General features: G+C 71.3%; 13 protein-coding genes and 3 tRNA genes. 6 read left to right on the top strand and 10 right to left on the bottom strand.

Annotated elements, in window-relative coordinates:
- Positions 1-52: 52 nt before the first annotated feature.
- From HNQ01_RS16785 to HNQ01_RS16765, 5 genes are all read left to right on the top strand, one after another.
- Complete coding sequence (locus HNQ01_RS16785) at positions 53-1,273, top strand: site-specific integrase (protein ID WP_173806575.1); 1,221 nt, start codon at positions 53-55, stop codon at positions 1,271-1,273.
- A 96-nt stretch (positions 1,274-1,369) separates the two neighbouring features.
- Complete coding sequence (locus HNQ01_RS16780) at positions 1,370-2,383, top strand: D-2-hydroxyacid dehydrogenase family protein (protein WP_173806574.1); 1,014 nt, start codon at positions 1,370-1,372, stop codon at positions 2,381-2,383.
- Between the two features lie 6 nt (positions 2,384-2,389).
- Positions 2,390-3,631, top strand: a complete 1,242-nt coding sequence (locus tag HNQ01_RS16775; protein WP_173806573.1) for an MFS transporter — start codon at positions 2,390-2,392, stop codon at positions 3,629-3,631.
- Positions 3,624-4,196: a chromate transporter gene (locus HNQ01_RS16770; RefSeq protein ID WP_173806572.1), complete on the top strand. Its 573-nt coding sequence runs from the start codon at positions 3,624-3,626 to the stop codon at positions 4,194-4,196. Before HNQ01_RS16775 ends, HNQ01_RS16770 begins: the two co-directional genes overlap by 8 nt.
- A complete protein-coding gene (locus HNQ01_RS16765) occupies positions 4,193-4,744 on the top strand; it encodes a chromate transporter (RefSeq protein ID WP_173806571.1) in 552 nt (183 codons plus the stop codon). Before HNQ01_RS16770 ends, HNQ01_RS16765 begins: the two co-directional genes overlap by 4 nt.
- On the opposite strand, the gene HNQ01_RS16760 is transcribed toward HNQ01_RS16765, so the two are convergent.
- From HNQ01_RS16760 to HNQ01_RS16740, 5 genes are read right to left on the bottom strand one after another with little or no spacing between them, the layout of a single operon-like run.
- Complete coding sequence (locus HNQ01_RS16760; RefSeq protein WP_173806570.1) at positions 4,686-5,867, bottom strand: MFS transporter; 1,182 nt, start codon at positions 5,865-5,867, stop codon at positions 4,686-4,688. The two genes, HNQ01_RS16765 and HNQ01_RS16760, sit on opposite strands and share 59 nt — an antisense overlap.
- Positions 5,864-6,232: a hypothetical protein gene (locus HNQ01_RS16755; RefSeq protein ID WP_286180913.1), complete on the bottom strand. Its 369-nt coding sequence runs from the start codon at positions 6,230-6,232 to the stop codon at positions 5,864-5,866. Before HNQ01_RS16755 ends, HNQ01_RS16760 begins: the two co-directional genes overlap by 4 nt.
- 40 nt (positions 6,233-6,272) lie before the next feature.
- On the bottom strand, positions 6,273-7,061 hold the full coding sequence (locus tag HNQ01_RS16750) for an SIR2 family NAD-dependent protein deacylase (protein ID WP_173806569.1): 789 nt from the start codon (positions 7,059-7,061) through the stop codon (positions 6,273-6,275).
- A gap of 29 nt (positions 7,062-7,090) precedes the next feature.
- The gene (gene rlmB, locus HNQ01_RS16745) at positions 7,091-7,933 is read right to left on the bottom strand and encodes a 23S rRNA (guanosine(2251)-2'-O)-methyltransferase RlmB (RefSeq protein ID WP_173806568.1); all 843 of its coding nucleotides are present in this window, start codon (positions 7,931-7,933) and stop codon (positions 7,091-7,093) included.
- Positions 7,934-7,950: 17 nt separating this feature from the next.
- Entirely contained in the window at positions 7,951-8,634 is a 684-nt protein-coding gene (locus HNQ01_RS16740; RefSeq protein ID WP_173806567.1) for an ABC transporter ATP-binding protein, read from the bottom strand.
- On the opposite strand from HNQ01_RS16740, the gene HNQ01_RS16735 reads away from it, so the two are divergent.
- Positions 8,635-9,294: an arylesterase gene (locus tag HNQ01_RS16735; RefSeq protein ID WP_173806566.1), complete on the top strand. Its 660-nt coding sequence runs from the start codon at positions 8,635-8,637 to the stop codon at positions 9,292-9,294. It begins immediately after the preceding gene.
- An 8-nt stretch (positions 9,295-9,302) separates the two neighbouring features.
- Here the strand turns inward: HNQ01_RS16735 and phaR are convergent, their stop codons facing one another.
- From phaR to HNQ01_RS16710, 5 genes are all read right to left on the bottom strand, one after another.
- Positions 9,303-9,896, bottom strand: coding sequence for a polyhydroxyalkanoate synthesis repressor PhaR (phaR, locus tag HNQ01_RS16730; protein WP_173806565.1), 594 nt, complete (start codon positions 9,894-9,896; stop codon positions 9,303-9,305).
- 257 nt (positions 9,897-10,153) lie between these two features.
- A tRNA-Val gene (locus tag HNQ01_RS16725) sits at positions 10,154-10,230 on the bottom strand.
- Positions 10,231-10,304: 74 nt separating this feature from the next.
- Positions 10,305-10,381: transfer RNA gene (locus HNQ01_RS16720), tRNA-Val, on the bottom strand.
- A gap of 39 nt (positions 10,382-10,420) precedes the next feature.
- Positions 10,421-10,497, bottom strand: a tRNA-Val gene (locus HNQ01_RS16715).
- Positions 10,498-10,538: 41 nt separating this feature from the next.
- Positions 10,539-12,806 carry a RelA/SpoT family protein gene (locus tag HNQ01_RS16710; protein WP_173806564.1) on the bottom strand — a complete coding sequence of 756 codons (2,268 nt, stop codon included), beginning with the start codon at positions 12,804-12,806 and terminating at the stop codon, positions 10,539-10,541.
- Positions 12,807-12,818: the final 12 nt, after the last annotated feature.

Here is a 12,818-nt window from a genome sequence, read left to right as displayed (position 1 = left end):
ATTGAAGCTTATCGTTAGTTGAGTACATGAACTGTCTGATATCATACAGCACATGGATATTTCATACGAACTGATCACGCTCGACCCCGCCGCCGGCACGCCGGTGCTGGCCACCGACGAGCTCAGCCCCAGCGCCGTGGCCGCGCTGCGCGATCTGCTCGATCAGGGCGAGTCGCCCAACACGGTGCGCAGCTACCGCTCCGCCATGCGCTACTGGGCCGCCTGGTTCAGCCTGCGCTACGGCCGCCGCCTGGAGCTGCCGCTGCCGGTGACCGTCGTGCTGCAGTTCATCGTCGACCACGGCCAGCGCCAGGACGACGCCGGCCGCCTGCTGCACGATCTGCCCGAGCCGGTCGACGCCGCGCTCGTCGCCGCCGGCCACAAGGCCGCCCTGGGCGCGCCCACGCTGTCGACCCTCACGCACCGCGTGAGCGTGCTCTCCAAGATCCACCAGCTCCAGGGCCTCGAGAACCCGTGCGTCGACGGCCGCGTGCGCGAACTCACCGCGCGCCTCAGGCGCGGCTACGCCCGCCGCGGCGCCGCCCAGCCCCACGCCAAGCCCGCGCTCACCCGCGAGCCGCTGCAGGCGCTGCTCGACACCTGCGACGCGTCCCTGGCCGGCCTGCGCGACCGCGCGCTGCTGCTCTTCGCCTTCTCCAGCGGCGGCCGTCGCCGCTCCGAGGTCACCGCGGCGACGCTCGACAACACCCGCCCGGCCCCGCGCTCGCCCGGCCAGCCCAGCGCCCGCGACGAGCCCGCCTTCGTGCACCTCATGGGCGTGTCCAAGTCCAACCAGTCCGGCCGCACCCGCGCCGATTCCCACAAGCCCGTCGTCGGCCAGGCGGCCCTGGCCCTGCAGGCCTGGCTCGACGCCTGGCGCGCCCACAACACCGCCCGCGGCCTGCCGCCCCCCGAGGGCGCGATCTTCCGGCGCATCCGCAAGAGCAACTCCGGCGGCACCATCGCCGAGCCCCTCACCCCCCAGGCCGTGCGCGCCATCGTCCAGGCCCGCGCCGCCCTCGCCGGCCTCGACGCCTCCGGCTTCTCCGCCCACTCCCTGCGCTCCGGCTTCGTCACCGAGGCAGCGGCACAGAACATCCCCATGCCCGAGACCATGGCCCTCACCGGCCACCGCTCCCCGGCCTCCGTCATCGGCTACTTCCGCCAGGGCGAGGTGCTGGGCTTGCGTGCGGCTCGGTTGATGGAGGACGGTGATGAGGGCCCGGGGGCGCAGACGCACGCGAGGAACCGGCGCGATCCAGGCAGGAAATGAAAGAATCCCCGGCCTGCGGTGGATGCATCGCCGCAGGCTGCGCTGCAGCGCGGGGACGGTTGCAGGCACAATCGCGGGTCCCCGAGTGATCACCCCATGAACATCATCATCCTGGACGACTATCAGGACGCGGTGCGCAAGCTCCAGTGCGCCGATCGTCCCGAACTGCAGAACGCCAAGGTCTTCACCAACACCGTCAAGGGCATCGGCCAGCTGGCGGTGCGCCTCAAGGACGCCGAGATCCTGGTGCTGGTCCGTGAACGGACCCATTTCCCGAAGGCGCTGCTCGAGAAGCTGCCTCGCCTGAAGCTCATCGCCCAGACCGGGCGGGTCGGCCCGCACATCGATGTGGAGACCTGCACCCGCCTGGGCATCGCGGTGGCCGAAGGCGTGGGCTCGCCGGTGGCGCCGGCCGAGCTGACCTGGTCGCTGATCATGGCCTCGATGCGCCGGCTGCCGCAGTACATCGGCAACCTCAAGCACGGCGCCTGGCAGCAGTCCGGTCTGAAGGCCGGCTCGATGCCGCCGAACTTCGGCCTCGGGCTGACGCTGTCGGGCCGCACGCTCGGCCTGTGGGGCTACGGCCGCATCGGCCGGCTGGTCGCGGGCTACGGCCGCGCCTTCGGCATGAAGGTGCAGGTCTGGGGCAGCGAGGCCTCGCGCGAACGGGCCGTGGCCGACGGCTTCGAGGCGGCGGCCTCGCGCGAGGACTTCTTCACGGACGCCGACGTGCTGAGCCTGCACCTGCGCCTGACGCCGGAGACGCGCGGCCTGGTGACGATGGACGACCTGTCGCGGATGAAGCCGACCTCGCTGCTGGTCAACACCTCGCGCGCCGAGCTGATCGGCGACAGCCTGCTGGTGACGGCGCTCAACCGCGGCCGCCCCGGCATGGCGGCGGTCGACGTCTTCGAGAGCGAGCCGATCCTGCAGGGCCATCCGCTGCTGCGGCTGGAGAACGCGGTGTGCACGCCGCACATCGGCTACGTCGAGCTCGACAGCTACGAGCGCTACTTCAAGGCGGCCTTCGACAATGTCTCGGCCTACCTGGCCGGCAAGCCGACGAACATCGTCAATCCGGACGCCTTCAAGCTCCACCCCGGTCTCTGAGGCCGGATGAGCCCGACGCCCTCACCGTCTTCCAGCGCGGCCCGCGCGCCCGCTGCACCCGCCTTGCAGGCCGGCTCGGTCGACGGCGCGGCGCTGGCCTCGGCGCAGAACGCGCTGCGCTTCGGCAACTTCACCATCGGCTGCGGCGTGATGGTGGTCGGCGGCTCGCTCAACGATCTGGTGCGCTCGCTGCAGGTGTCGGTGGCGGTGGGCGGGCAGCTCATCAGCGCCGGCGCGGTCTTCATGTGCATCGGCGCGCCGCTGCTGGCGGCGCTGCTGTCGGGCCGGGACCGGCGCCGGCTGCTGCAGTGGACGCTGGCCTGGTACGCGGCCGGTCATCTGCTGTGCGCGCTGGCCCCGGACTACGCCACGCTGCTGCCGCTGCGTGCGCTGACCATGCTGGGCGCGGCGGTGTTCACGCCGCAGGCGGCCGCGGCGATCGGCTGGATGGCGCGGCCCGAGCGGCGCGGACGGGCGATCACCTCGATCTTTCTCGGCTGGTCGCTGGCCTCGGTGCTGGGCATGCCGCTGCACAGCTACATCGGCGAGGCCTTCGGCTGGCGCTGGGCCTTCGGGCTGGTGGCGCTGCTGGCGGCGCTGGGCGCGGTCTGGGTCGGGCGGGCGCTGCCGGACGGCGTGAAGCCGCCGGCGCTGTCGCTGGCGCGCTGGGCCGAGGCGCTCACGCATCCGGTGCTGATGGCCATCGTGCTGGTGACGGCGGTGGCCGGGGCCGGCCAGTTCACGCTCTTCTCCTACATCGCGCCCTATTACCGCCAGGTGATCGGCGCCGGTGCGCTCGAGACCAGCGTGCTGTTCATGGTCTTCGGCGCCTGGGGGCTGGCGGGCAACCTGCTGCTGAGCCGGCGCGTCGACCGCCTGGGGCCGGCGCGCGCGGTGCGGCTGTTCCTGTGCGGCATCGCGCTGGGCCAGCTCGTCTGGCCGCTGGGCACCAGCGTGCCGCTGCTGCTGCTGGTGATGGCGCCGTGGGCCTTCGGCACCTTCGCGATCAACTCGGCCCAGCAGGCACGCCTCGGCGCTGCCGCGCCCGCGCTGGCGCCGGCGCTGCTGGCGCTCAACACCTCGGCGATCTACCTCGGCCAGGCGATCGGCGCGGCCTCGGGCGGCGCCATCGTCGGCACGCTGGGCTTCGATCCGCTGCATCAGGTCAGCGTGGGCTGGACGTTGCTGGCCCTGGCGCTGAGCGTCTGGGCCGAGCGGCGCCTGCGCCGGGATCCGGACCATGTCTGAGCGTCCGGCCTCGCCCTGGGCGCTGTTCACGGCCTTCAGCCTGCTGGCGCTGCAGGGCTTCGGCGGTGTCATCGCGATCGCGCAGCGGGTGGTGGTCGAGCAGCGCCGCTGGCTGACGAAGACCGAGTTCCTCGAGCTGCTGGCCGCCGGCCAGGTGCTGCCCGGGCCGAACGTGGTCAACCTCTCGCTGATGATCGGCGACCGCTTCTTCGGCTGGCGCGGCGCGCTGGCCGCGATGGGCGGCATGATCCTGCCGCCGATGGCGGTGGTGCTGGCCGCCACCGTGCTCTACGGCCGCCTGGCCCCCGACCTGCCGGCGCTGGCGGGGGCCTTGCGCGGCATGGGCGCGGTCTCGGCCGGCATGATCCTGGCGACCGGCCTGAAGCTGATGGGCGGGCTGGCGAAGCAGCCGCTGGGCCGGCGCGTCGGTCTGGTCTATGCCGGGCTGACCGCGCTGGCGGTGGGCGCGCTGCGCTGGCCGATGGCCGCGGTGGTGCTGGGCCTGGGCAGCGTCGCGGTGCTGCACGCCGCGTGGGTGATCCGGCGTGCCGAGGTCGAGCGATGAGTCCCGCCGTGCCAGTCGACCTCGGGGCGATGTTCCTGCACTTCATGGTGATGTCGCTGCTGTCGATCGGCGGCGCGGTGGCCACCGTGCCCGACATCCACCGCTTCGTCGTCGAGGAGCGCGGCTGGCTGGGCGATGCGCAGTTCACCGACTCGATCGCGCTGGCGCAGGCCGCGCCGGGGCCGAACCTGCTGTTCGTCGCGGTGATCGGCTGGAACGTCGCCGGGCCGGCGGGTGTCTGCGCCTCGATGGCCGGCATGCTGCTGCCGAGCACCACGCTGGCCTGGGCCGCGACCCGCTGGGGCCTGCGACGGCGCGATCATCTCGCGGTGCGCGCCTTCACCGGCGGCATGTCGGCGATCACCGTCGGACTGCTGCTGTCGAGCGGCTGGATCCTGTCGCAGCCGGCGTGGCGCCTGCCGGTGCCGCAGATCGCGGGCAGCGCGGTGCTGATGCTGGTCACGGTGGCCGTGATGCTGCGCACCCGGCTCAGTCCGATGTGGCTGATCGCGCTGGGCGCGGCGGTCGGGGCCTTCGGTCTGGCATGAGCGTGATCGCCAGCACGCCGGCCAGCGCCCAGGCCGCCAGCAGCAGTGGAAACCCGGTCCGCGGCGACCACTGCAGCGCCATGCCCCCCAGCGCCGGCGCCATCATGCCGCCCAGCGTGTAGGACATCACCAGCACGGCCGTCGCGCTGACCAGCGCGACGCCCTGGTGGCGGTGGCCGATGTCGATCATCGCCACGGTGTAGAGCCCGCCGCCGGCGCCGCCCCACAGCAGCGCGATCAGCCAGGCCAGCGCGCCGGCCTCGCCCACCCACGGCAGCAGCAGCGTGGCGCCCAGGTTGACCAGCGCGCAGAGCGTCCAGGTCGCCTGGCGGCCGAAGCGGTCGACCAGCTCGCCCACCGGCACCATCATCACCGCGCTGCCCAGGCCGCTGGCCGACACCAGCAGCGCCGCCAGCGCCGCGCCCAGCCCGATCGCCAGGCCGTAGAGCGGCAGCACGCTGGACAGCCCCGCCTCGAAGAAGCCGCCGATCAGGCCCGCGGCCATCACCGCCGGCGCGTCGCGCAGCGCATCCAGGATGCCGCTCAGGCCCGGCCGGGCGCCGTCGTCCTCCAGATGGCTGTGCAGCGCCGGCACCCGCAGGCTCAGCAGCAGCGCCGCGGCCAGCAGCGCGACCGCCAGCCAGCGGATCCAGCTCGCATCCAGGCCGGCGCCGGTCAGCGCCGACAGGCAGGCCGGGCCGACGACGAAGGTCAGCCCGACCATCGTCTCGAACAGGCCGACGATGCGCCCTCGCCGCTCGGGTGGCGCCAGCTCGGCCACCATCGCCTCGGCGACGATCCAGCGCAGCGCGCCCGCCATGCCGGCGATCAGGTAGAGCGCGGCCCACAGCGGCACCGAATCGCTCAGGTTGATGCCTGCACAGGCCGCCAGCGGCACCGCCGCGGCCAGCAGCAGCGCGCGGCGCGCGCCGAGCCGGCGCACCCAGCCGGCGGTGAAGGGCGTGGCCAGTGCCATGCCCAGCCACTGCGTCGCGCCGAACAGGCCGATCCAGGCGCTGTCGAGCCCGCGCGCCTTCAGCGTGAACAGCAGCAGCGGGCCGTACATGAACAGCCCGCACAGCTCGAGAAAGGTCGCCGCGAACAGCGCGACCAGACCGGTCAACGCGGGCTCTCGTAGAAGACGTAGGGCGTCGAGTAGTCGCTGACCTCGAAGTACACCCGCTTCTCGCCATCGCCGGGAACGCCGTCGAGGTTCTCGTCGAGGATGCCGTAGCCGTAGCGATAGGGCCGCGCGACCTTGTCGTCGGTGCCGTAGGCGGTGCTCATCTTGTCGATGCGGATGAAGCGCCGCACCAGCTTGTCGCCGGAATAGATCTCCAGCACGCCGTTCGTGCCGGTCCAGTTCTGGATGCTGCGGCGCAGCTCGTTCTGCTTTTCCTGGGTGCAGCCGCTGGCCAGCAGCACGAAGGCGCCGGCGCAGGCCAGAGCCAGCGGCAGCCGCCGCGCGAGGGAGAGAGCGCGTGTCATGGTCGTTTCTCGGTCGTTCGTCGAGCGGTTCCGCGGGAGATCAGAGCGGGTCGAGCAGGCGCGGCAGCAGCGTCGCGGCGCTGCCGGTCAGCACGATGTGGGCCTCGTCGTCGATCTCGCTGGCCTGGGTGTTGAGGATGACGACATGCGCGCCGGCGTGCCGTGCGCGCGCCGCCAGGCCGGCGGCCGGCCAGACCGAGCCGGAGGTGCCCACCACCAGCATCACGTCGCAGGCGCTGGCGGCCTCCTCGGCCGCGGTCAGGTCGCGGTAGTCGAGCGACTCGCCGAACCAGACCACGCCCGGGCGCAGCCGGTTGCCGCAGTCCGGGCAGCGTGGCGGACGGCCGGGCTCGGCGCGGGCCGGCTCGCAGGGCCGGCGCATCAGGTCCTCGCCGCGCGGGCAGGCATCGAGCCAGCGGTCGGCCAGGATCGAGCCATGCAGCGCGACGATGCGCGCGCCCTCGCCCGCCCGGGCGGCCGCGCGCTGGTGCAGGTCGTCGACGTTCTGCGTCAGGATCGTCATCCGGCCCGGATGGCGCGCCGCGTAGCGCGCCAGCGCGACATGGCCGGCGTTGGGTTCGGCCTGGCGCACGCCGTCGCGGCGCATCTGGTACCAGTCCCAGACCCGCTGCGGATCGGCGCGGAAGCCCTCCTCGCTGGCGAGCTGCATCGGATCGAGGTTCGCCCACAGCCCGGTCTGCGCGTCGCGGAAGGTCGGGATGCCGCTCTCGGCCGACATGCCCGCCCCGGTGAGCACGCAGACCGAGGTCGCGTCCTGGAGCTTCGCGCGCAGGTCGCGGAACGGATGGGCATAGCGGCGGTCACGCATCGCGGGGGCTCCCTGGGGTCGTGCCGGCGTCAGTCCGGGCGGTCGGCGTCGGCTTCACCGGCGGGCGTCGCATCCGACGTGTCCGGCATGTCCGCCTCCGCGTCCGCGTCCGCATCGGTCGCCACCTCGGCACCGGCCTTCTTCAGACGCTGGCGCAGCGCCTCGTACAGGCACACCGCCGAGGCGACCGAGACGTTCAGGCTCTCGACCGCGCCCATCATCGGGATCCTCACCAGCCGGTCGCAGGTCTTGCCGGTGAGATCGCGGATGCCGCGGTCCTCGGCGCCCAGCACGAAGGCCACCGGGCCGGACAGGTCGAGGTCGTAGATCGACTGCTCGGCCGCGTCGCTGGTGCCGACGATCAGGATGTCGCGCTCCTTGAGCTCGAGCATCGTGCGCGCCAGGTTGGTCACCATGAAGTACGGCACCGTCTCGGAGGCACCGCTGGCGACCTTGGCCACCGTCGCGTTGATGCCCACCGCATGGTCGCGCGGCACGATCACGCCATGCGCGCCCACGCCGTCGGCCACCCGCAGGCAGGCGCCCAGGTTGTGCGGATCAGTCACGCCGTCGAGCAGCAGCAGCAGCGGCGGCGCCTCGACGCCGTCGAGGTGGTCGTCGATCGAGTGCGTCACCGGCAGCGGCGACACGAAGGCCATCACGCCCTGGTGGCGCGGGTTGCCGACGAGCTTGTCGATGCGCTTGGCGTCGCTCTCGACGAGGTTGCGGCCGGCCTCGCGGGCGCGGTCGAGGAACTGGCGCATCCGGCCGTCGCGGCGGGTCGGATCGAAGTGGATCTCGCGGATGGTGTCGGGCGCGGTCTTCAGGCGGACCTGGATGGCATGGAAGCCGAAGAGGAGGGATCGGGACATCCGTGCATTATCCGACGCTATCCGACCTGCCGGCCGGCCTCGATGCGGATCTGCCGGTCGCAGCGCGCGGCGATGCCCGGATCGTGGGTCACCAGCACCAGCGTGGTGCCGGCCTCGCGGTCGAGCTCGAGCATCAGCTGCATCACCGCCTCGCCGGTGGCGTGGTCCAGGCTGCCGGTGGGCTCGTCGGCCAGCAGCAGCGCCGGCCGCACGACGAAGGCCCGCGCCAGCGCCACGCGCTGCTGCTCGCCGCCCGACAGCAGCTTCGGATAGTGGCCCAGCCGCGCACCCAGACCGACCCGGCCGAGCATCTCGGTGGCCAGCGCCCGGGCCTCGCGCACGCCGCGCAGCTCCAGCGGCAGCATCACGTTCTCCAGCGCCGTCAGGTGCCCCATCAGCTGGAAGCTCTGGAACACGAAGCCCACGCGCTCGCCGCGCACCGCCGCGCGCGCGTCCTCGTCGAGCGCGAAGAGATCGATGCCGTCGAGCTTCACCGTGCCGCTGCTGGGCACGTCCAGCCCGGCCAGGATCGACAGCAGCGTGCTCTTGCCCGAGCCCGAGGCCCCGACGATCGCCACCGATTCCCGCCGGCGCAGCGAAAGATCGATCTCGTGCAGAATCGTCAGCTCGCCCGTGGCATCGCGCACCCGCTTGCTCACGCCCGAGACCTCGATGATCGCCGTGCCCGCCGCATCCGTCATATGTCGACCTGTCCTGGAGTCGCCCCGAAGTGGAGCCGTCGCGACTGTATCGCGGGCCTGCTGTCCCTCGCTGCCGCCGGGTCCGCGCCGGCCGCCTCAGGCGCGCGGCGCGTGCTGGTGGTCGGCGACAGCCTGTCGGCGGAGTACGGTCTGGCGCGCGGCAGCGGCTGGGTGGCGCTGCTCGAGCGCCGGCTGGCCGAAAAGGGCCCGGCCGCGACGGTCGTCAACGCCAGCATCAGCGGCGACACCACCTCGGGCGGCCGCGCGCGCCTGCCCGCGCTGCTGACGCAGCACCGGCCCACGCATGTGGTGATCGAGCTCGGCGGCAACGACGCGCTGCGCGGCCTGCCGCTGAAGCAGACCGAGGCCAATCTGGTGGCGATGGCCCGCGCCGCACGCGAGGCCGGCGCGAAGGTGCTGCTGGTCGGCATGCAGGTGCCGCCGAACTATGGCGCGGCCTATGCCCGCGACTTCGCGGCGCTGTTCGGCCAGGTGGCCCGGGCCGAGAAGACCGCCCTGGTGCCCTTCCTGCTGGCGGGCATCGCCGACGATGCGGCCGATCCGCTGCGCTGGTTCCAGGCCGACCGCATCCATCCGGTCGCCGCCGCGCATCCGCGCATCCTCGACAACGTCTGGCCGGTGCTGCAGCGCTGGCTCTGAGGCCGTGCTCAGCCCTTGTCGGTCTTCGGCGGCGTGAAGCCCGCCATGCCGGGAAAGAAGCTCTCGGCCTGCTTCTGCATCTGCTCCTGCATCTGCGCGAACAGCGTCTTGGACTGGTCGAGGTAGCTGCTCATCATGTTCTGCATGACCGGCGCCTGCATCGACATGAACTGCGTCCAGGCCTCGGGATTGAAGGCCTGGCCCTCGTAGAGGCCGCCGGTCTGCTCGGTGAAGCGCTTGTGCATCTCGACGAAGCCGAGCAGGTTCTTCTCGAGGTAGGCGCCCATCAGGCCCTGCATCGTGTGGCCGTAGAAGCGGATGATCTGCGCGAGCATCTGGGTCGAGAACATCGGCATGCCGGCGCTCTCCTCCTCCAGGATGATCTGAAGCAGGATGCTGCGGGTCAGGTCCTCCCCGCTCTTGGCATCGCGCACTTCGAAGTTCTCGGCGTCGAGCACCATCTGCTTGACGTCGCTGAGCGTGATGTAGCTGCTGGTGCGGGTGTCGTAGAGGCGGCGGTTCGGGTACTTCTTCAGCACACGCGGCCCGTCGGTGCGACCGGGCTCGGCCTCGGTCTCGGCGGTGCGGCGATTCGATGGCATGCAAATTTCTCCTGTGTGCGTTGCACAAAGATTCTAGGCAACCGGCCAGCCCGGTACTGGTCAGGGTTTGCCCCCGACCTCATCGGATCCAGTGGATCGTGCGCCGACCGCAAATGCAAGATCCTCGCGTCAAGAAAGTGCGTCGACGCGACACGGAATTCACCGCGGCCACGCCTTCACGGGCTTTCGCCAAGCCGATCGCGGCGCGAGGACAAAGAAAAAGGCGCCGGGGTGAACCGGCGCCTTTGTCGTGTATCTGGTAGGCACAATTGGATTCGAACCAACGACCCCCACCATGTCAAGGTGGTGCTCTAACCAACTGAGCTATGTGCCTTCAGGGTTTCCTGAGAGATTTCGATTATAACCAGAAAACCTTCGATGATGAACAGTCATCATGCCCAGGAAATCTGGTAGGCGCGATTGGATTCGAACCAACGACCCCCACCATGTCAAGGTGGTGCTCTAACCAACTGAGCTACGCGCCTGCTTAAATCGTCTTCCAGCCCAGGAAGCCGGAAATTCTCTGGTAGGCACAATTGGATTCGAACCAACGACCCCCACCATGTCAAGGTGGTGCTCTAACCAACTGAGCTATGTGCCTGTCGAGCCCTCGACTATAGCACGAGTTCCCGCGCCGTCAAATCATTTTCTCCGCGCACTGAGCACGCCGCCGATCTGCGACACCTGCGCCAGCACATGCGACAGCGCAGCGGCGTCGCTGACCTCGATGGTGAAGGTCATCCAGGCCGTGCCGCGCACCGACTGGGTATGCACGCCGATGACATTGGTCTTCTCGCGCGCGAACACTTCCGAGATGTCGCGCAGCAGGCCCTGGCGGTCGTGCGCCATCACCGAGACGTTGACCGGATAGACCGGCGCGCGGCCCATCACCGGGGGCGCCTCGCCCCACTGGACCTCGATGATGCGCTCCGGGTGGCGCGCGGCGAGCTGGCGGTAGTTGGCGCAGTCGGTGCGATGCACCGCCACGCCCTTGCCGCGCGTCACGAAGCCGCCGATCGCGTCGGGCGGTGCCGGACGGCAGCAGTGCGCCAGCTGGGTCAGCAGCGACTCCACGCCGACCACCAGCACCGCGCTCTTGCCGGAGAGCGCGCCGGTGGCGGGCTTGGAGACGGCGACCTCCTCCTGCGGCGTCAGCGGTGCGGGCGCCGGCGGCGGCCTGAGCACGCTCTCGATGTTGCGCAGCGAGTACTCGTCCTTGCCGACGACCTCGAACAGCGCCTCGGCATTGCGGAAGCCCAGCTGCGCAGCCAGGTCGTCGAGACGGATCGCGGTGCGGCCCTCGCGCTGCAGCAGCCGGTCGACCGCCTCGCGGCCGCGCGCGATCGTGTCCTGCAGCGCGCGGGCGTTGAACCAGGCCCGCACCTTCGCGCGCGAGCGCTGGCTCTTCAGGTAGCCCTGCTGCGGATTGAGCCAGTCCAGCGACGGGCCGCCCTCCTTCGCCGCGATGACCTCGATGGTCTGGCCGCTCTGCAGCGGCGTGTTGAGCGGCACCATCTGGCCGTCGACGCGCGCGCCGCGGCAGCGGTGGCCCAGATCGGTGTGCAGGTTGTAGGCGAAGTCGACCGCGGTGGCGCCGGCCGGCAGCTCGATCAGGCGTGCCGCCGGCGTGAAGACATAGATGCGGTCCTCGAAGAAGCCCTGCGCCGGCATGTTGTGGCCGACGAAGTCGCGTTCCCAGGCCAGCAGCTGCTGCAGCACCGCGCGCCGCGCCTGCGCGACCCGGTCCTCGAAGTCGCCGGCGGCGCTGACGCCCGCGTAGCCCCTGGTGCCGGCCTCCTTGTAGGCCCAGTGCGCGGCCACGCCGCTCTCGGCGCGGTCGTGCATCTCGCGGGTGCGGATCTGGATCTCGATCGGGCGCGCGCTGCCCTCGGGCGCGTCGACCACGACGGTGTGCAGCGACTGGTAGCCGTTGGGCTTGGGCCGGGCGATGTAGTCGTCGAACTCCTCGGGCAGCGCACGCCAGACCTCGTGCACCCGGCTCAGCGCCGCGTAGCAGTCCGGCACCGAGCCGACGATGACCCGCATCGCGCGCACGTCGAAGACCCGCTCGAAGGGCAGCTTCTTGCCCTGCATCTTCTTCCAGATGGAATAGATGTGCTTCGGGCGGCCGTGCACCTCGGCGGCGATGCCGGCGTCGGCCAGCTCGGCCTCGAGCCGGCGGCGCACCGCCTCGATGCCCTGCTCGCGCTCGATGCGCTTCTCGTCGAGCAGCCGGGCGATGCGCTTGTAGTCGTCGGGCCGGAGGAAGCGGAAGGCCAGGTCCTCCAGCTCCCACTTGATCTGCCAGATGCCCAGCCGGCTGGCCAGCGGCGCGAAGACCTGCTGCGCCTCGCGCGCCAGCGCCACCGGGCACGGCAGCTTGGTCGCGGCGTAGAAGCGCAGCGTCTGCAGCCGCGACGCCAGCCGCAGCAGCACGACGCGCAGGTCGCGCGAGAAGGCCAGCAGCATCTTGCGCACCCGCTCGATCTGCTCGGCCTGGACCTCGCGGTCGGTCTCGTCGGTCCAGGCGGCGCGCGCGTTGCGCTGGATGCGCACCAGCTGCCGGGTGTGCGCGACCAGGCTGGCGTAGGACGCGCCGAAGGCCTGCTCGACCACGACCTCCGGCTCGGCGAGGAAGTCGCCGGCGTAGACCAGGTAGACGGCGGCCTGCATCGACGGGGCCGCGCCGACGCCGCGCAGGATCGCGGCCACGCCGTCGGCATGCTCGAGCGCGTTCTCGCCGGTGTCGAAACGGCTGCTGGCCAGCAGCGGCTCGGCGAAGTGGCGGGCGCGCTCGAGGCGCTCGTGCTCCTCGGCGACGCTGTCGGCGCTCGGACCGGAGGTGGTGGAGTCCGCCAGCTGGACGATCGCGGCGGGCGCCTCGGTGGGGTCGAGGCCGAAGGTCTTCATCAAGGGATCAGG

Origin of the sequence: Sphaerotilus uruguayifluvii (genome assembly GCF_013294065.1) — a bacterium.
Lineage (GTDB): Bacteria > Pseudomonadota > Gammaproteobacteria > Burkholderiales > Burkholderiaceae_C > Sphaerotilus > Sphaerotilus uruguayifluvii.
The sequence above is the reverse complement of the archived record's forward strand: the minus strand, read 5'-3'. Positions and strand labels throughout refer to the sequence as shown.

Coding starts and splice junctions, on each gene's coding strand:
- HNQ01_RS16785 (WP_173806575.1), top strand. CDS start 53: ATGGATATTTCATACGAACTGATCACGCTCGACCCCGCCGCCGGCACG.
- HNQ01_RS16780 (WP_173806574.1), top strand. CDS start 1,370: ATGAACATCATCATCCTGGACGACTATCAGGACGCGGTGCGCAAGCTC.
- HNQ01_RS16775 (WP_173806573.1), top strand. CDS start 2,390: ATGAGCCCGACGCCCTCACCGTCTTCCAGCGCGGCCCGCGCGCCCGCT.
- HNQ01_RS16770 (WP_173806572.1), top strand. CDS start 3,624: ATGTCTGAGCGTCCGGCCTCGCCCTGGGCGCTGTTCACGGCCTTCAGC.
- HNQ01_RS16765 (WP_173806571.1), top strand. CDS start 4,193: ATGAGTCCCGCCGTGCCAGTCGACCTCGGGGCGATGTTCCTGCACTTC.
- HNQ01_RS16755 (WP_286180913.1), bottom strand. CDS start 6,232: ATGACACGCGCTCTCTCCCTCGCGCGGCGGCTGCCGCTGGCTCTGGCC.
- HNQ01_RS16750 (WP_173806569.1), bottom strand. CDS start 7,061: ATGCGTGACCGCCGCTATGCCCATCCGTTCCGCGACCTGCGCGCGAAG.
- rlmB (WP_173806568.1), bottom strand. CDS start 7,933: ATGTCCCGATCCCTCCTCTTCGGCTTCCATGCCATCCAGGTCCGCCTG.
- HNQ01_RS16740 (WP_173806567.1), bottom strand. CDS start 8,634: ATGACGGATGCGGCGGGCACGGCGATCATCGAGGTCTCGGGCGTGAGC.
- HNQ01_RS16735 (WP_173806566.1), top strand. CDS start 8,635: ATGTCGACCTGTCCTGGAGTCGCCCCGAAGTGGAGCCGTCGCGACTGT.
- phaR (WP_173806565.1), bottom strand. CDS start 9,896: ATGCCATCGAATCGCCGCACCGCCGAGACCGAGGCCGAGCCCGGTCGC.
- HNQ01_RS16710 (WP_173806564.1), bottom strand. CDS start 12,806: ATGAAGACCTTCGGCCTCGACCCCACCGAGGCGCCCGCCGCGATCGTC.